Source organism: Acinetobacter sp. ANC 5045 (genome assembly GCF_004331005.1).
Lineage (GTDB): Bacteria > Pseudomonadota > Gammaproteobacteria > Pseudomonadales > Moraxellaceae > Acinetobacter > Acinetobacter towneri.
Window position 1 is genome coordinate 19193 of record NZ_SJNS01000024.1, and the last position, 17014, is coordinate 36206.

14 protein-coding genes and 4 tRNA genes are annotated in these 17014 nt (G+C 42.1%); 13 read left to right on the forward strand and 5 right to left on the reverse strand.

Features of this window, described 5'->3' with window-relative positions:
* Window positions 1-23 precede the first annotated feature (23 nt).
* Window positions 24-899, reverse strand: a complete 876-nt coding sequence (locus E0H79_RS13835; protein WP_131261957.1) for a metal-dependent hydrolase — start codon at window positions 897-899, stop codon at window positions 24-26.
* Window positions 900-1031: 132 nt separating this feature from the next.
* Between E0H79_RS13835 and E0H79_RS13840 the strand changes: the two genes are divergently transcribed.
* The 5 genes from E0H79_RS13840 to E0H79_RS13860 all read left to right on the forward strand — a co-directional run bounded on the left by E0H79_RS13840 (window position 1032) and on the right by E0H79_RS13860 (window position 6516).
* Entirely contained in the window at window positions 1032-2096 is a 1065-nt protein-coding gene (locus E0H79_RS13840) for an AraC family transcriptional regulator (protein WP_131261958.1), read from the forward strand.
* A 406-nt stretch (window positions 2097-2502) separates the two neighbouring features.
* Window positions 2503-3306, forward strand: coding sequence for a tryptophan synthase subunit alpha (gene trpA / locus E0H79_RS13845; RefSeq protein WP_004976260.1), 804 nt, complete (start codon window positions 2503-2505; stop codon window positions 3304-3306).
* Window positions 3303-4199 (forward strand): acetyl-CoA carboxylase, carboxyltransferase subunit beta, encoded by an 897-nt coding sequence (gene accD, locus E0H79_RS13850; RefSeq protein ID WP_004976262.1) that lies wholly within the window; start codon window positions 3303-3305, stop codon window positions 4197-4199. Before trpA ends, accD begins: the two co-directional genes overlap by 4 nt.
* Entirely contained in the window at window positions 4196-5479 is a 1284-nt protein-coding gene (folC, locus tag E0H79_RS13855; protein WP_131261959.1) for a bifunctional tetrahydrofolate synthase/dihydrofolate synthase, read from the forward strand. Before accD ends, folC begins: the two co-directional genes overlap by 4 nt.
* Entirely contained in the window at window positions 5476-6516 is a 1041-nt protein-coding gene (locus E0H79_RS13860; RefSeq protein WP_004976266.1) for an SPOR domain-containing protein, read from the forward strand. Before folC ends, E0H79_RS13860 begins: the two co-directional genes overlap by 4 nt.
* A gap of 142 nt (window positions 6517-6658) precedes the next feature.
* Here the strand turns inward: E0H79_RS13860 and E0H79_RS13865 are convergent, their stop codons facing one another.
* A complete protein-coding gene (locus tag E0H79_RS13865) occupies window positions 6659-7300 on the reverse strand; it encodes a peroxiredoxin (protein WP_004976269.1) in 642 nt (213 codons plus the stop codon).
* 338 nt (window positions 7301-7638) lie between these two features.
* Here E0H79_RS13865 and secA point away from each other — a divergent pair, with 338 nt between their 5' ends.
* The 8 genes from secA (at window position 7639) to E0H79_RS13905 (ending at window position 14068) form a co-directional block, all read left to right on the forward strand.
* Window positions 7639-10353 (forward strand): preprotein translocase subunit SecA, encoded by a 2715-nt coding sequence (gene secA / locus E0H79_RS13870; RefSeq protein ID WP_096902402.1) that lies wholly within the window; start codon window positions 7639-7641, stop codon window positions 10351-10353.
* Window positions 10354-10515: 162 nt separating this feature from the next.
* Window positions 10516-10872 (forward strand): hypothetical protein, encoded by a 357-nt coding sequence (locus E0H79_RS13875; RefSeq protein WP_026438462.1) that lies wholly within the window; start codon window positions 10516-10518, stop codon window positions 10870-10872.
* A 195-nt stretch (window positions 10873-11067) separates the two neighbouring features.
* Window positions 11068-12288, forward strand: coding sequence for a bifunctional glutamate N-acetyltransferase/amino-acid acetyltransferase ArgJ (argJ, locus tag E0H79_RS13880; RefSeq protein ID WP_131261960.1), 1221 nt, complete (start codon window positions 11068-11070; stop codon window positions 12286-12288).
* Between the two features lie 150 nt (window positions 12289-12438).
* Entirely contained in the window at window positions 12439-13506 is a 1068-nt protein-coding gene (gene nadA, locus E0H79_RS13885) for a quinolinate synthase NadA (RefSeq protein ID WP_026438463.1), read from the forward strand.
* Between the two features lie 153 nt (window positions 13507-13659).
* Window positions 13660-13736 (forward strand) — tRNA-Pro (locus tag E0H79_RS13890).
* A gap of 46 nt (window positions 13737-13782) precedes the next feature.
* A tRNA-Arg gene (locus tag E0H79_RS13895) sits at window positions 13783-13859 on the forward strand.
* A gap of 38 nt (window positions 13860-13897) precedes the next feature.
* A tRNA-His gene (locus E0H79_RS13900) sits at window positions 13898-13973 on the forward strand.
* Between the two features lie 18 nt (window positions 13974-13991).
* A tRNA-Pro gene (locus tag E0H79_RS13905) sits at window positions 13992-14068 on the forward strand.
* A gap of 190 nt (window positions 14069-14258) precedes the next feature.
* Here the strand turns inward: E0H79_RS13905 and E0H79_RS13910 are convergent.
* Genes E0H79_RS13910 through E0H79_RS13920 form a run of 3 tightly spaced genes read right to left on the reverse strand, consistent with a single transcriptional unit; the run spans window position 14259 to window position 16466 of the window.
* Complete coding sequence (locus E0H79_RS13910) at window positions 14259-14735, reverse strand: OmpA family protein (protein WP_004976277.1); 477 nt, start codon at window positions 14733-14735, stop codon at window positions 14259-14261.
* The gene (locus E0H79_RS13915) at window positions 14728-15963 is read right to left on the reverse strand and encodes a diguanylate cyclase domain-containing protein (RefSeq protein WP_131261961.1); all 1236 of its coding nucleotides are present in this window, start codon (window positions 15961-15963) and stop codon (window positions 14728-14730) included. The genes E0H79_RS13910 and E0H79_RS13915 overlap by 8 nt, the downstream gene beginning before the upstream one ends.
* Window positions 15960-16466 (reverse strand): YfiR family protein, encoded by a 507-nt coding sequence (locus tag E0H79_RS13920; RefSeq protein WP_004976281.1) that lies wholly within the window; start codon window positions 16464-16466, stop codon window positions 15960-15962. The genes E0H79_RS13915 and E0H79_RS13920 overlap by 4 nt, the downstream gene beginning before the upstream one ends.
* Window positions 16467-17014: the final 548 nt, after the last annotated feature.

The following is a 17014-nucleotide window of genomic DNA, read 5'->3' on the forward strand; positions in this document are numbered from 1 at the left end:
AAAAACCAAGCAAAATAAAAGCTTTATTTTCCTGCCTGCCAAAATGCTTCACCTGCCTGAATTGGGTCGCCTGTTTGCGCCAAAGTCTCAAGCCAGACATCATATTGCGCGATGATTGGATGTTGGCTAGGGTGAAAGTCAGGTTTAAACCAATCACGATATTGTGATTGCATTTTGCGTAATTTCCCTTGTTTGCCAAACAGCCATTGCAAGCCACGTACATTCATTTTAAGGCGCTGGGTACGATTAAACCCATCGCATCTCAGCATGACATTGGCGCGGTACAGGGTAAATCCGAACATTAAACCTGTGGTCAGCACCAACGCCATTTTTCGAGTCACTTCAGGCACATTGCCCACCTGTTGCATCACATCAAACGCCACATCACGATGTTCCATTTCTTCAATCGCATGCCATGCAAATAAAGCACGGACATAAGGATGTGCATCTTGCAGCGTGTCTTTTTCGCCATAAAAAGTTTCTGCCATAAGTGCGGTTAAATGTTCCGCAGCTGCTGTCATGGCGATGTTGTATTGGGGCGAGCGATATTTCAGTTCAAACTTAAACACTTTGTTTAGACGCTGAATAAACTGATCTACAGGCATGCCTTGATCTTTCATGACCTGATTCATTTTGTCGTGTGCAATGCCGTGCTGAGCTTCTTGTCGAATAAAATCGGCAACACGCTGTTTTAAGTCAGGGTCTTGAATTTGATCACGGAACAAACGTACCGATTGAATGAAATAACGCTCGCCATCAGGAAAAGTCAGGCTCAAAGCATCAAACATGCGGGTTAAAAACGGGTCACCTGCAAACCAGTAACGCGGCACATCGGCTAATTTAAAATCGAGATTGCTGCGTACTATGGGCGCAGCATGATATTGGACAAGTGCATTCATTTTATTTTATTTCACTCTGGTCAATCCTGTTTGCAGTATGTCGGGCTTTGGCAGATTTGTTTTGACAGTATTTGCCAGTTTTTATACATTAAGCGACAAAAGAAAATGATGCATGTCAAAATGAGCAAGCACATGAGCGAAATTCAAATTCCGAATGGTTATTATCAACTTTGGTTACGCTATTTATCTGCACAGGGCAGAGTTCCTGAGCAGCTTGGATTTTCGCCTGCACAATTGCAGCAGTTACAGCATGTGTTGGCATTGCCCATGGATACCCAATCGTCCTATCAGTTTTTTAACGAGATCATCCAACACAGTATTCAGTTTTTAGATTGTCCAACGCTCGTTTTTGAATTGGCACGTTATATTCAGCCTGAACATTTTGGCGTGCTTGGCTATATGGCATCGCGTAGTAACAGTGTTGCAGAAGCCATTCAATATATGATGCGTTTTAGTCGCTTGGTGGTGGATGGTACGGCAGCCGTACCAATGCGACTGGAACAACAATCAGATGCTTTATATTTATCATGGCCATTGGTGGATGAAAAATACAGCTTGGTTCATGAAATGACTTTTGCCTGTATGACTCAATTGGCCATGCAAATTTTTGATTTTCAACACTCTCCGATACGGGAGATTCATTTTGCCCATGCACCGCGTATGGCGATGCTGCATTATGAAAAGTTTTATGGTTGTAAGGTTTTATTTAAGCAAGCGGAATATCAAATTGTTTTAAATTTAGAAAGCCTCAGTTTAAAACCACAGCAAGCCGATCCCTCTTTAATTCATTTACTCACCAAACAAGCTGAAGATGCGATTGCGTTAAAACCACAATTAGAAACCGTGCAGCAGCAAGTCCAAGAGCAGGTGGCGCATTATTTACGTTATGAACAGCAAGTGCCGAGCATTGAATGGGTGGCGCAGCGTTTATTTCGTTCAGGGCGTACGTTACAGCGTCAGCTTAAACAGGAAGGTACGGGTTTTAAACAGATTCTTGAAATAGAACGGATGCAGCGCTGTGAAAACTTACTGCGACAAAATGTGAGCCTAAGCGATATTGCACAGTTGTTGGGTTATTCAGACCAATCGGCTTTGGCGCGTGCCTATAAAGCCTGCACAGGACAGACCTTGCTAAAACGTAAACAGCAGTTGCAGCAAGCTGAGGATGCGCTTTCTCTACAGCAAAATACGCCATAAATAGTATGGATTGGCTCATTATCAACAGGTGATTTCGCGCTAAGAGATTGAAAATAAGCTGTGTGTAGCCATGACCGAATCAGCTTTTGCAAGGTTGATAAAGCCTAAGATAAAACCTGAAGTTGTTTATTTTTATCAATATTTTTAAATTTAAAAGCACGATTGAGCAAGTTTCAAAAACCGATAAGCAGGCAAAATTAGGCATCTTTGATCATTGAGAAAAAAGCGCAAATATCAGTAAATGTAGCCTCGCGGTTGTTCTGAATAAATCGTTTTGCAAACAGAAATGCAGCAACTCATGCCTGTGCGCTATTCATTGAGTAAAAAATAGCGTTACAATGGGTCAATTTGTATTTCTACAATAGCAACTGTCTCAGTTTTAATCATTCAAGGAAAATACAACCCTATGTCACGTTTAGCCACACGATTTGCACAGCTTGAATCTCAACAGCGTAAGGCCTTGGTTTCTTATGTTATGGCAGGTGACCCTCATCCAGAAGTCACAGTTCCGTTGTTACATCAAATGGTCGAGGCAGGGGTAGATGTCGTTGAATTAGGTTTGCCGTTTTCAGACCCAATGGCTGATGGTCCAGTAATTGCCCTCGCTGCAGAGCGAGCGTTGGCAGGTGGAACCAATACGCTAGATGCTTTAAACATGGTCAAAGAGTTCCGTCAAAAAGATCAGGAAACTCCTGTGGTATTGATGGGATATTTAAACCCTGTAGAAGTCATTGGTTATGAAAAGTTTGTTGAATATGCACATGACTGTGGTGTCGATGGTGTACTTCTGGTCGATTTACCACCTGAAGAAGCCCAAGAATTTGATGAAGTCCTGAATAAATATGGGATGAATCAAATTTTCTTGTTAGCGCCAACTTCTACACCAGAGCGTATTCAATTTGTTGCAAACCAAGCCAGTGGCTTTATTTATTATGTTTCTTTGAAAGGCGTGACGGGTGCAGCAACACTTGATGTTGCAGAAGCAGCAACCCGCATCCAACAGATTAAAGCTGTAACCAACGTGCCTGTGGGTGTGGGTTTTGGCATCAGTGATGCTGCATCTGCCAAAGCAATGGGCGCGGCTGCCGACGCAGTCATTGTCGGAAGTGCTTTTGTAAAACAATTTGCGAGCTTAGCACCAGAACAAGCCGTCATTGCAACGGTTAATAAAGTGAAGGAGCTTCGAGCTGCGCTCGATGAGTTAGTATGAGTCAAGAAGTGAAAACAGGGAAAATTCTAAGCCCATCGACGCCGTGGACTGCACGTGGTGTACCTGGTATTGAAACACCAGATGAGCAACAAGCGTTAAAAGCGATCTTTACTGAACCAACGATTGAATGTCCAGAATGTCATGCCTTGGTGACACGTACGGCAATGTCGTTCAACGCTTATGTATGCCCACAATGTGATGAACATTTACGTATGAAAGCGCGTGAGCGTTTAACTTGGTTCTTTGATCAAGTGCAAAACGAATTAGGTCAAGAATTCTCTGCCAAAGACCCACTCAAATTTGTAGACAGCAAAGCTTATCCTGAGCGTATGACTGAAGCGCAAAAGAAAACGGGTGAAACCGAAGCTTTAGTGGTGATGCAGGGCTTATTAAAAGATATGCCAGTCATTGCTTGTGCATTTGAGTTTGATTTTATGGGCGGCTCAATGGGTACCGTAGTGGGTGACCGTTTTGTGCAAGCTGCTGAACGTGCGATTCAGCAAAAACAACCGTTAATTTGCTTCGCAGCATCGGGCGGTGCGCGTATGCAAGAAGGCATGTTGTCATTAATGCAAATGGCGCGTACTTCTGCAGCAATTCAACGTATGAAAGAAGCAGGCTTACCTTACATCGTAGTATTAACACATCCTGTATATGGTGGTGTAACTGCATCATTGGCGATGCTGGGTGATGTGCACATTGCAGAACCTAAAGCGATGATTGGTTTTGCGGGTAAACGTGTCATTGAGCAAACTGTACGTGAAAAACTGGAAGAACCGTTCCAACGTGCAGAATACTTACTTGATCATGGTGTGGTCGATCAAATTGTCCATCGTCATGCATTACGTGATACAGTTTATCGTATTCTTGCGAAACTGATGAACTTGCCTTGAACACAGCACCTCTTGCAACCGATGATTTAAACACATGGCTCAATTATTGGAGCCATGTTCACGTTACGGGTATTGATTTAGGTTTGGAACGGGTCATTCCCGTTGCAGAAAAATTGGGTGTAACCCATCCTAAAGCTAAAGTCATTACGGTTGCGGGAACCAATGGCAAAGGCTCAACCACAACCACTTTAGCGGCTATTTTAAATGCGCAGGGCTATCGGGTTGGGTTGTACCAATCGCCGCATATTTACCGTTTTAATGAACGGGTCAAATTAGCAGGTGTCGAGGTCGATGACCAAAGTTTGATTGATGCTTTTGTGCAAGTCGATCAAGCACGACGTGATTGCGATCTGAGTTTATCTTTCTTTGAAGCCACGACTTTGGCAGCCTTTGTGATTTTTAAAGCACGTGACTGCGATGTGTGGGTGCTTGAAGTCGGTTTAGGCGGACGCTTAGATGTGGTCAATGTCGTTAATCCAGATGTGGCGGTTATTACCAATATCGGTTTAGACCATGTCGATTGGTTAGGCGATAGCATCGAAAAAATTGCCTATGAAAAAGCAGGCATTATTCGTCCTAACATTCCTGTCATTTTTGCAGGTCAGCAAGATTTGCCTCAAGCTATTCAAGATAAGGCAGCAGCTTGTAATGCACCATTGTTTACCCTGAATCGTGATTATTTTTATCGGGACATGCAAGATGGTGAGTCGTGGATGTTTGCTGCATCGGGCTGCACCTTAAAACTTCCCGCAGGCAGCTTGGCACTTGATAATATTTCAACGGCTGTGGCAGCAGTCTTGCACAGTGGTTTAGAAATCACCCAAGATGCAATTGCACAAGGTATTCAAACGGCCAAATTGGCGGGACGTTTTGAAATTCGTCAAATTCAGGGCAAAACCGTGATTTTTGATGCAGGACATAACCCGCATGGCGTTGAATTTTTGTTAAAGCAATTGCGCAATTTCTTAAATTACAATAAACAGTACACTGAAGTGGTCAGTGTTTTTTCAATGCTTGCAGATAAAGATATAAATTCTGTGGTTGAGTTATTGAAAGATAGTGTCGTAATGTGGAAAATTGCCACATTAAATGTGCCTCGTGCGGCAGAGATCACGGTTTTGGATCAGGCTTTGCAAGGCGAAACAATACAACACTTCGACAGTATACAATTGGCTTTTAAATCAGCACTGGATGAAACAAAAAATAATCAGCTGATTTTGGTATGTGGATCATTTCATACCTTAGAAGCGGTATGGGAGTATTTGGAAGAATGTCAATGAATAACAAACAGCGCTGGATGGGTGGCGTTGTTTTATTAGGTGGTGGTGTTTTATTGGCAGCATTGCTTTTAAAAGGGCAAGAAGAAATACATCAAAATAATGTGAAAACCCCAAGCCAAGCCGAACAAGTTCAACATAAAAATGCCAATCAGGCAGAAATGGTGCAATTGCAACCTTTAACTGTCGATGTGCAAACCGAGCAGCGTCTGCTTGAAGAGCAGCGCCGTGCGCGTGAAAAAGCAGTAGCGGAGCAAGAAGCACGTGCAGCTGAGTTTTTAGCGATGCAACAACAGGCAGAAGCTGAAGCAGCGCGTAAAGCTGCAGAAGAATATGCTGCCTTAAATGCATTGCGTTCTGGTCAGCAGCAAAGTTCTGACAATATTCCACCGGAATTGGTCGAAGATGAACAAGCCAAGCAAAAGCGTTTGGCTGAAGAAAAAGCTGCCCAGCAAAAGAAGTTAGAGCAGCAAAAGGCAACGGATGCCAAGAAAGCTGCTGAGTTAAAAGCCGCGCAAGAGCGTAGTGCTGCAGAGAAAAAAGCAGCAGATGAAAAGCGTTTAGCGGAAGAAAAACGCATTGCAGAAGAGAAGCGCAAAGCGGAAGAACAACGCCAAGCCGATGCAAAACGTAAAGCTGAACAAGAGCGCAAAGCAGCAGAATCGAAAAAAGAAGCAGAACGTAAGGCTGCCGAAGATAAGCGTAAAGCCGAGGAAAAACGCAAAGCTGAAGAAGCTGCCAAGAAAAAGGCTGAAGCTGAAAAAGCACGTAAGTTATTGGAAGAAGGCGATAAGCAGTGGATGGTACAAGTGGCTTTGGCAGCTAACCAAGCCAATGCCGATGCTTTGGCGGCAAAACTGAAAGCCAAAGGTTATAAAGTTACCCAAAGTCCAACGTCTAAAGGGGTTCGGATTATGGTTGGGCCATCTAAAGACCGTGATGCTGCAGATGCAACCCGCAAGAAAATTACCGCAGACCCAAGTTTGAATATGAAATCTGCATGGGTGATTGACTGGATACCGTTAGATAAACGCGACTAGATCATTCGATCAAAATGTTTATTAAAAAGGATTTAATCTTTTGGGTTAAATCCTTTTTAATGCTGATTGAATTTAGGCGTGTTTCAAATGCTTTGATTGTAAAAAGCCTATCCGAAGATAGGCTTGCTCATGTAACACTTAATTAAGTGCGGTTCGGTTGTTTGGTCAAACGCAAATAAGGCTTGATGGCTTTATATCCACTTGGGAAGCGTTCTTTAAGTTCCGCTTCATCCTGAATGGAAGGCACGATCACCACATCTTCACCATCTTGCCAGTTGGCAGGCGTTGCAACTTTGTAATTGTCAGTCAGTTGTAGTGAATCAATCACACGTAAAATTTCGTGGAAATTACGTCCTGTAGAAGCAGGATAAGTAATGATCAAGCGTACTTTTTTATTTGGATCAATAATGATTAATGAGCGAACAGTCAGTGTTTCGCTGGCATTCGGGTGAATAAAATCGTACAGGGTAGACACTTTACGATCTTGGTCAGCAAGAATTGGGAAATTAACCGTCGTGTTTTGGGTTTCGTTAATATCTTGAATCCAGCCTTTGTGAGATTCAGCATCATCTACAGAAAGTGCAATCGCTTTGACATTGCGCTTGCTGAATTCATCTTTCAGTTTTGCGGTATAGCCTAGCTCGGTGGTGCAGACAGGTGTGTAGTCGGCAGGATGCGAAAATAGAATGCCCCAGCTGTCACCTAAAAATTCATAAAAATCAATTGGGCCTTCATTTGAATCTTGCGTGAAGTTGGGTGCAGTGTCACCTAAGCGAATAGTCATTGTGTACCTCTGTCTTGTTTTGTTGTGTGATGTGTGCGTACTACTATGCGCCATTCCTTTTGCAGAATTAAATAGTGTTTTTGTATGTGCTTATGAGTAAATTGAATATGCTGTGTCGTTTTTATTGCATTTTCAAAATAGATTCATGTGTGATTGCTATATATCGTCCGCTCGAAATTTGTTACATTAACTGCCACTTAGCAGCGAGAAATGGCAAGTAGAGATTGGAATTTTTAATAGGTTTTTGTGCAAAACCCTTGTACTTCAAATTTCTAGCACCATAATAACCACTAAGAAAAACCTATTTATTTGACAAGCAAGATTTAGAGAGTTTATTCATGTTGGCAAGTCTGATCGGAGGAATCTTCGGTACTAAAAATGAGCGCGAACTCAAACGCATGCGTAAAATCGTAGACAAGATTAATGCGCTCGAGCCGACGATATCTGCCTTAAGCGATGCAGACTTATCTGCAAAAACCGAAGAATTCAAACAACGTTATAACAAAGGCGAAAGTTTAGATAAATTATTACCAGAAGCATTTGCAGTATGTCGTGAAGCGGCTAAACGTGTCATGAGCATGCGTCACTATGACGTGCAGTTGATTGGTGGTATTACCTTGCACGAAGGTAAAATTGCAGAAATGCGTACAGGTGAAGGTAAAACCCTAATGGGAACTTTGGCCTGCTATTTAAATGCTTTAAGCGGTCAGGGCGTGCACGTCATTACTGTGAACGACTACTTGGCGCAGCGTGATGCTGAACTCAACCGTCCTTTATTTGAGTTTTTAGGTTTAAGCATTGGCATTATCTACTCCATGCAAGACCCGACTGAAAAAGCACAGGCTTATCGTGCAGACATTACTTACGGTACCAATAACGAATTTGGTTTCGACTACTTGCGTGACAACATGGTGTTCTCACTGAGTGAGAAAAAACAGCGTGGCCTGACGTATGCCATTATTGACGAAGTCGATTCGATCTTAATTGATGAAGCACGTACACCATTAATCATTTCTGGTCAAAGCGATGACTCATCGCAGTTATATGCGGCAATCAACACCATTCCGCCAAAATTGCATGCGCAAAAAGAAGAAAAAGTAGCAGATGGCGGACACTTCTGGATTGATGAAAAACAACGCACTGTAGAAATGACCGAAATTGGTTATGAAACGGTAGAAAATGAATTAATTCAAATGGGTTTATTGGCAGAAGGAGAAAGTCTGTATTCTGCATCTAACCTAAATTTGGTGCATCACGTATCTGCAGCTATTCGTGCGCACTTCCTGTATCAACGTAACGTGCACTACATCATCCATGATGGTGAAGTAATTATTGTCGATGAAAACACAGGTCGTACCATGCCTGGTCGCCGTTGGTCAGAAGGTCTGCACCAAGCGGTAGAAGCCAAAGAAGGTCTGGAAATTCAGCCTGAAAACCAGACTTTAGCGACCACAACCTTCCAGAACTATTTCCGTTTATACAAAAAACTGTCAGGAATGACGGGTACTGCAGACACTGAAGCTGCAGAAATGAAAGAAATTTATGGTCTAGATGTCGTCATCATTCCAACCCACCGACCAATGATTCGTAACGACCAAAACGATTTAATTTATTTAAACCGTACAGGCAAATACAACGCGATTATTCAAGAAATTCAACGTGTGCATGAAGCAGGTGTCGCACCAATTCTGATTGGTACAGCGACCATTGAAGCTTCAGAAATTTTATCGGATAAACTGCGTGAAGCGGGTATTCAGCACGAAGTATTGAACGCGAAGCAACACGAACGCGAAGCTGACATTATTGCGCAAGCAGGCTCACCACGTGCGGTGACTATTGCCACGAACATGGCAGGCCGTGGTACAGATATTTTGCTAGGTGGTAACTGGAAAGCCCTGCTAGCCAAAATTGAAAACCCAACCCCTGAAGATGAAGCGCGTTTAAAGGCAGAGTGGGAACAAAATCACGACATGGTGTTAAGTTCAGGTGGCTTACACATTATTGGTTCAGAACGTCACGAATCGCGCCGTATTGACAACCAGTTGCGTGGTCGTGCAGGTCGTCAGGGTGACCCAGGCGTGTCACGTTTCTATTTGTCACTTGAAGATGACTTAATGCGTATTTTCGCAGGTGATCGTGTTGTAGCAATGATGCGTGCTATGGGCTTGCAGGAAGATGAAGCGATTGAACACAAAATGGTGTCACGCTCTATCGAAAATGCACAGCGTAAAGTTGAGGCACGTAACTTCGACATCCGTAAAAACTTGTTGAAATACGATGACGTAAACAACGAACAACGTAAGATCATTTATTCACAGCGTGATGATATTCTGGCAGAAAGCACGCTGCAAGACTATATTGAAGAAATGCACCGTGAAGTGGTCACAGGTATGATCGCCAATTATATTCCACCAGAATCGATTCATGATCAATGGGATATTGATGGTTTAGAGCGTGCCTTGCGTGATGATTTGGGCATCGAATTACCAATTAACCAATGGCTCGAAGATGATCGTCGCCTAGATGAAGAAGCTTTGGTTGAACGTATTGCCGATGAAATTGTGACACGTTACCGTGCACGTCGTCAGCAAATGGGTGATGAATCTGCTGCGATGCTAGAACGCCACTTTATGCTCAGTTCACTTGATCGTCACTGGAAAGATCATTTGGCGGCTATGGACTATTTGCGTCAAGGGATTCATTTACGTGGTTATGCACAAAAGAACCCTGAGCAAGAGTACAAAAAAGAAGCCTTTAACTTGTTTGTGAATATGTTGGGCGTGATTAAAGCCGATGTCGTGACCGATCTTTCGCGTGTGCATGTACCAACACCTGAAGAACTGGCAGCGATGGAAGCTCAACAGCAAGCGCAAGCAGAAGCGATGCAGCTTAATCTTTCACATGCTGATGTAGATGGTTTAACGGGCGAAACCTTTGAATCAGAACCACAGTACAGTGCTGCTGAGCAAACGGTTGTTCCACCTGCAAGCCGTAACTCGCCATGCCCATGTGGTTCAGGACTGAAATATAAACAGTGTCACGGTAAAATCTAAACCTGACTTGTTACAACTTAAGCAGAACTTTGGTTCTGCTTTTTGTATTTTGGGGCGCAAAATCTTTGTGGTAATAGTTTTGCAAGATGTGTATAGCATTTGCAGATTTTGGAATTAAATGCTATTTATTTGCACATGCAATATCCACGTGTGGAACAAAAAATGAAAAAAGTATTACAACCTTTAATGATTGTTGCCTTGAGCTTGCCTACTTTCGCATTTGCAAATGCGGCAACAACGACAACTCCTGCAAAAGTTCAAGCTGCTGTGGGTGCGACCACTGCACAGGTACAAGTGGATAATGGTCACGTGACTGTGGCAAGCCCACGCACAGGTATTCGTTATACCTTTGCTAATCCAGATCAGCGTCCAATCGTGTTGCATACTGCAGCGATTGCACCTGCGAATGCTGCCAATGTAAATCGTATTGTGGCTGCAAATCCTGCTTTATCTGCAGCAAGTCAAGAACGTGCAAAACAGGCTTTATTGGGTGAAACCGTGGTTGCGACTACGCCATAATCCAAATAGGCTCAATCAGTATAATTTTAGTTGCTGATGCATTATATTGAAGATTAAAACCAGTCCATACGGGCTGGTTTTTTATATATGACCTTGTGTATTAACAAAAGTTGAATCAAGCAGGGTGGATGCTCGATTTTTTCTTCAATTTCCACTAAGCTGTGACATTCTCAAATTTGTACTGGAAATTTCAAAATGGCAGTTGGTGACGTCTCTATGCCACACATGCATGTGGTCAAAGGTGTAAAAATTGGTTCAGCAGAGGCTTATGTGCGTTATCAGAACCGACGTGACCTGGTTATTTTTGAATTTGCAGCAGGCTCAAATGTAGTGGGCGTATTTACTCAAAACGCATTTTGCGCTGCGCCTGTGCATGTGTCCAAAGCACATTTAGCTCAAGGCAATCCGCGTTATTTGGTCATTAATACAGGTAATGCCAATGCGGGTACAGGCAAATTGGGTATGCAAAATGCAGAAATCACCTGTGCCAAATTGGCTGAATTGGCAGGTGTATCTACCCAAGAAGTTTTGCCATTTTCTACAGGTGTGATTGGCGAGCAATTGCCGATTGAACGCTTGGTTGCTGGTTTAGCACCTGCGCTGGCATCGTTACGTGAGGATGCTTGGCATGATGCTGCGACAGGTATTATGACCACAGATACCACACCCAAAGGTGCATCTGAGCAGTTTGAGTTAGATGGCATTACTTATAGTATGACAGGCATTTCTAAAGGCGCAGGTATGATTCGCCCAAATATGGCGACCATGCTTAGCTATGTTGCAACCGATGCACCAATTCAACGTGACATCTTGCAGCAATTGCTCAAACGCAGCGTAGAACAATCATTTAACCGTATTACTGTAGATGGCGATACCTCGACCAATGATTCATGTATCTTGGTGGCGACAGGTCAGGCGGGTGGCACTGAAATTTGCAGTGAAAATGACCCGCGTTATGCTGTGGTATTAGATGTTTTGAATCGTGTGATGTTGCGTTTGGCACAACTGATTATCCGTGATGGTGAAGGTGCAACAAAATTCATCACGGTACGTGTTGAAGATGGTGACAATACCCAAGAATGTTGTGATATTGCGTACAGCATTGCACATTCACCATTGGTAAAAACGGCCATTTTTGCCTCAGATCCAAACTGGGGGCGTATTCTTGCTGCAATTGGTTATGCAGGCGTGCCAAATTTAGACGTTGAAAAAATTCAGGTTTGGTTGGATGATGTGCAAATTTGCAAAGATGGCGGTGCTGCTGCCGACTATACCGAAGCAGCGGGGGCGCGAGTCATGGCACAAACCGAAATGACCATTCGTGTAAATTTAGGACGTGGTCAAGCGACAGATACAGTCTATACTTGTGACTTGTCTTACGATTATGTCAAGATCAACGCGGATTACCGTTCGTAAAAATTCAAATTGAGTGATAAAGCCTCCGTTGTGAGGCTTTTTTAGCATTCAATCGGCAAAGGGCTGGTGAATGAGCAAATTGCCCCCATATCATCAGTGACTTGAGTAAGCTTGTGTTCGGGCAAGCATGAAGATAGAGAAGACGTTGTTATGAATGATGCGACCAATTTAATTGCCAATGAAGCCAAATCAATTGTGCAGGCGCATTTAGATCGCTTGGGTGAAACCAAAGAACATCATTTGAGTGAGCAAGCCAAGCAGGAAAAATTTGCGCAAATTAAAGCAGAACTCGAAAAGCACAATGCTGTCTTGGTTGCCCATTATTACTGCGATCCTGAAGTACAGGAACTGGCTGAATTAACAGGTGGCTGTGTTTCGGATTCACTGGAAATGGCACGTTTTGGTCGTGATCATGCGGCAACCACGTTGGTCGTAGCTGGTGTAAAATTTATGGGCGAAACTGCCAAAATTTTATCGCCAGAAAAAACCATTCTTATGCCAACTTTAGAAGCGACTTGTTCGCTAGACTTAGGTTGTCCTGTCGATGAGTTTAGCCGCTTCTGTGATGCGCATCCTGATCATACAGTCGTGGTTTATGCCAACACGTCCGCTGCGGTAAAAGCGCGTGCAGATTGGGTCGTTACCTCAAGCTGTGCGGTTGAAATTATTGAACATCTCGATAGCTTAGGTGAAAAAATCATTTGGGCGCCAGATCAGCACTTAGGACGCTATATTCAAAAGAAAACTGGCGCAGATATGCTGCTTTGGGATGGTTCGTGTATTGTGCATGAAGAATTCCGTTCACGCGGTATAGCCAATATGAAAGCCATGTATCCGGATGCAGCAGTTTTGGTGCATCCAGAATCACCAGAATCAGTTGTTGATGTAGCTGATGCGGTGGGCAGTACCTCGCAACTTATTCAAGCGGCAAAAACTTTGCCACACGAGCGTTTAATTGTGGCAACAGACCGCGGTATTTTCTACAAGATGCAGCAAGCTGTACCAAATAAAATTCTAATTGAAGCACCAACTGCAGGTGAGGGTGCAACCTGTCGTTCATGCGCACACTGCCCGTGGATGGCGATGAATGAATTGGATGGAATTTTGCATGTATTGCAAACAGGTGATCAAGAAGTATTCGTTGAACCTGCCATGGCAGAACGTGCTAAATTACCACTAGATCGTATGTTGAATTTCAGTGCGAGCTTAAAACGCTAAAATTGATTGAAAAATATCAAAAATGCTTGATAAATATACGGTTGAAGCTTTTTTTTAATTTTTTTTAAATATAGGTGTTGACGTCTTCGGGCGTCGCGCCTAGAATGCACACCGTACCGCACGATGTGCGATACACAAAAAGCTGAGATGAATCGGAGCATAGCACAGCCTGGTAGTGCACCTGGTTTGGGACCAGGGGGTCGTAGGTTCGAATCCTACTGCTCCGACCAATTCTTCAAGGCAACGTATCGCATGATATTATGTATCATCGGTCATGCGCCTGTAGCTCAGTTGGATAGAGCATCCGCCTTCTAAGCGGATGGTCACAGGTTCGAATCCTGTCAGGCGCGCCATTTTTTGGTAGCTTGGTATAAAAGAACCAAACATAATGGTGGATGTAGCTCAGTTGGTAGAGCCCTGGATTGTGATTCCAGTTGTCGCGGGTTCGAATCCCGTCATTCACCCCAATATCTTTGAGAGATAAACGGAGCATAGCACAGCCTGGTAGTGCACCTGGTTTGGGACCAGGGGGTCGTAGGTTCGAATCCTACTGCTCCGACCATTTTCTAAATAGAACAGATACTAAGTAGAAATGGTTAAGTCAATAAAGATACCGCGTTAAGCGGTTTTTTTATGCCTGAAATTTATGAAAGCCTTGTTGGTTTAAAATTGATTTCGTATTAGTTATTGGTCAGCATAAAAAAGCCTCAAGAATGAGGCTCAATATAAGAAAAGTTTTAGTGTCTTTTTTATTAAGGCACAATCGTCACATTGACGCGTCGGTTGGTGGCACGATTTGCTGGTGTGTCATTGCTTACCATTGGTTGTGTTGCACCACGTCCAATCACCTGAATATTTTTTCTTTCAAAACCCTGATCTAAAAAGATCTGAGCCACATTTTGGGCGCGTTTTTCCGATAGGGTTTGATTGTAGCTGGCTAAACCTACGTTGTCTGTGTGACCAATAAACTTGAGTTTATCCAAGTCATATTTATGCAGCTGTTGTGCCAATTGGTTGAGGCGTTCTTTTTGGCTATTTTGAATGGCGTATTCATCAAAACCAAATAACAAGCGTTCAGGCAGGGCTAAGGTCCAGCCATCATCACTTAAAATAAAGCCTTCTTGTTTTAGCATGCGCGCCTGCTTATAGCTGACATTCCCCAAACTCATGCAAGCACTGAGTGAAACCATAACAAGAATAAGTGTGCCGATCAGAACTTTTTTAAGCATAAGGAACCTGTTTATTGTTTGATTGAGGTGAAATATACCATTTTGATTGATCACGTTTGGCTTTGAGCATTGCGCGATCGACATCGGCAATTAAATTTTCAGGAGTTTTTGCATATTCAATCAATGCTACGCCAATACTGACATTTAAGGAAACTTGTTGCTGTTCATACTTAAATGTAGAGGTATAGCAAGCATGAATCTTTTGACAATAATCCTCTAATTCTGCAGTGGAGTGTGAGCCAGTTAAGATTACTGCAAACTCATCGCCACCTAAACGCGCAACAAACGCATGTGAGGGCAAAATTTGAATCAGACAATGTGATGAATCACGTAAAATATTATCGCCCGTCAAATGCCCAAATTGGTTATTGATTTGGTTAAAATTATTAATATCTAAAAAAAATACTGCAGCTGTAGCGGAAGGCTGGGTAAATAGCTTAAACAGTGTTTCATAAAAATAATTACGATTTGGCAACTGCGTTAAATTGTCATATTGCGACTGAAATTGCAGTTTATGATTTTCAACCAATAAATTTTTATGGGATTGTTCAATTTCATTGAGTAAGCCATTAAAGGCATAGCTCAGTTCATGAAGTTCTTGAATATCTGAACTTGAAACGCGCAGCTTATAATTTTTTTGTGCACTGATCTCCTGTGCCGAGCTGACAATAGAACTTAAAGATTGCATGAGATATTGATAAATTGAATTAATTGACCAAAACACAGCAATTAAAAGCAAAATAAAACCGAAAATTAATCCTAAAACGATTTTATAAAAGAAACTGACCAAGTCACTAGAGTTTCCATACACCACCAGTTCGCCATAGTTTTGCTGATCATGGTCAATACTCAGCCGAACAGGATGATTAAAAAACAAATAATCCAATAAAGCTTGAATTGAGAAATGATCTAAGTCTTGCTGCTCAATAAAAGCAATACGCGTTTGTTTGGGTGATAGTACTTCAATCGACCGAATAGAATAACGCTGCGTATGTTCAGAGAGAATTTTGTTCAGTGTTATTTGATCATTAAAAACCACTGCAGGCTGAATGCGCTCATTTAACGCAGCAGATAAGTTTTGCAGACTATTTTTGGCATAAGCATTCATGGTGTAGGTTGAGATCACCAAAAAAATACCAGAGCAAATTGTAAAAGTTAAAACAAAAATAGTGAGTTGTGCGCGTGTGAATAATTGATGCAAAGTAATAGGGGAGTATAACTGCTTCATGAGTTAGGCTCCGTGGTTTTGGCAAGCAATAACACCCGCGGATCAATATGTACTTTAGACTGGGTTAAACTTTCCATATTCACTTTAAACGCATAATTCTGATTTTTCTTATAGATGCAGAATGCGCTGCCTGTTTCACAATCTAGATTGTTCAAACTAATAGATAGGGCTGGAAATTGTACTTGAGTATTTAGGGTGTGTTGTTCTTGTGCTGCAGAAAGCGTGGAAAAAATTAAGATTTGGCAGTCACTTTGAGCAATATTTTTGAGTGAAATAGCGTGAATACTGTAGTTATGATGTGAGTGCATGGCATTTTTGAATTGTTGTGCCATCGCATGATTGTCTATGACGCAGAGCTTGGGCGTGTCATGTACCCATTTTGCGTAAGATAAAATAGAGAATGTAGTGCTATAAAGATTTGATGCGGGTGCAGCATACAAAAAAGTAGGCGTTTGCATTGCTACAAATGACAGCAAGGTTATTATTTTTAAATTTTGAGTCATTTCAACACAACACGAATGAACATAAAAATAGTGTAGCTAAAATTTGAAAATAAGCATACTGCTAATTTTGAGCAAGAATGATACAGATTTAAAATATTTTGCCGAATAAATAACCGTTTGGATTAAAAAACTGATAAAACTTAAAAAGAGGGGTTGCATGGCGAAATATTTGCCCTATAATGCACATCCATCGGCGGTGATGAAGATTAAAACTTCTGATAAAACAATGACTTGGTTGAGAATGATTGAGTTGGGTTTTAGAAAGAAAGTTTAAAATAATTTAAATTACCAGTTGACACTTTAGAAATAAAGCGTAATATAGCCGACCTAGCTTGATGCTGACGAAGCATCAAGAAGATCATTAAGAGATTATGAAGAACAACTTGTGTGGATTTTTACTGATTGATTGATCGAAAATATTTCATTGATTGATTGGTTTAAATTACTCGAAGTTTATTTGAGCGAAATTTAAGTCAGAAAATTGATGAGCCAGATTTGGAAGTTTAGATTAAAACTTCAAAATGATTTTAACTGAAGAGTTTGATCAT

What these genes read in the sequence shown, in the direction of transcription:
- accD (WP_004976262.1), top strand. Translation starts at nt 3,303, where the DNA reads ATGAGTCAAGAAGTGAAAACAGGGAAAATTCTAAGCCCATCGACGCCG.
- E0H79_RS13860 (WP_004976266.1), top strand. Translation starts at nt 5,476, where the DNA reads ATGAATAACAAACAGCGCTGGATGGGTGGCGTTGTTTTATTAGGTGGT.
- E0H79_RS13910 (WP_004976277.1), bottom strand. Translation starts at nt 14,735, where the DNA reads ATGCTTAAAAAAGTTCTGATCGGCACACTTATTCTTGTTATGGTTTCA.
- secA (WP_096902402.1), top strand. Translation starts at nt 7,639, where the DNA reads ATGTTGGCAAGTCTGATCGGAGGAATCTTCGGTACTAAAAATGAGCGC.
- E0H79_RS13865 (WP_004976269.1), bottom strand. Translation starts at nt 7,300, where the DNA reads ATGACTATTCGCTTAGGTGACACTGCACCCAACTTCACGCAAGATTCA.
- E0H79_RS13915 (WP_131261961.1), bottom strand. Translation starts at nt 15,963, where the DNA reads ATGAAGCAGTTATACTCCCCTATTACTTTGCATCAATTATTCACACGC.
- argJ (WP_131261960.1), top strand. Translation starts at nt 11,068, where the DNA reads ATGGCAGTTGGTGACGTCTCTATGCCACACATGCATGTGGTCAAAGGT.
- E0H79_RS13920 (WP_004976281.1), bottom strand. Translation starts at nt 16,466, where the DNA reads ATGACTCAAAATTTAAAAATAATAACCTTGCTGTCATTTGTAGCAATG.
- nadA (WP_026438463.1), top strand. Translation starts at nt 12,439, where the DNA reads ATGAATGATGCGACCAATTTAATTGCCAATGAAGCCAAATCAATTGTG.
- E0H79_RS13840 (WP_131261958.1), top strand. Translation starts at nt 1,032, where the DNA reads ATGAGCGAAATTCAAATTCCGAATGGTTATTATCAACTTTGGTTACGC.
- E0H79_RS13835 (WP_131261957.1), bottom strand. Translation starts at nt 899, where the DNA reads ATGAATGCACTTGTCCAATATCATGCTGCGCCCATAGTACGCAGCAAT.
- E0H79_RS13875 (WP_026438462.1), top strand. Translation starts at nt 10,516, where the DNA reads ATGAAAAAAGTATTACAACCTTTAATGATTGTTGCCTTGAGCTTGCCT.
- trpA (WP_004976260.1), top strand. Translation starts at nt 2,503, where the DNA reads ATGTCACGTTTAGCCACACGATTTGCACAGCTTGAATCTCAACAGCGT.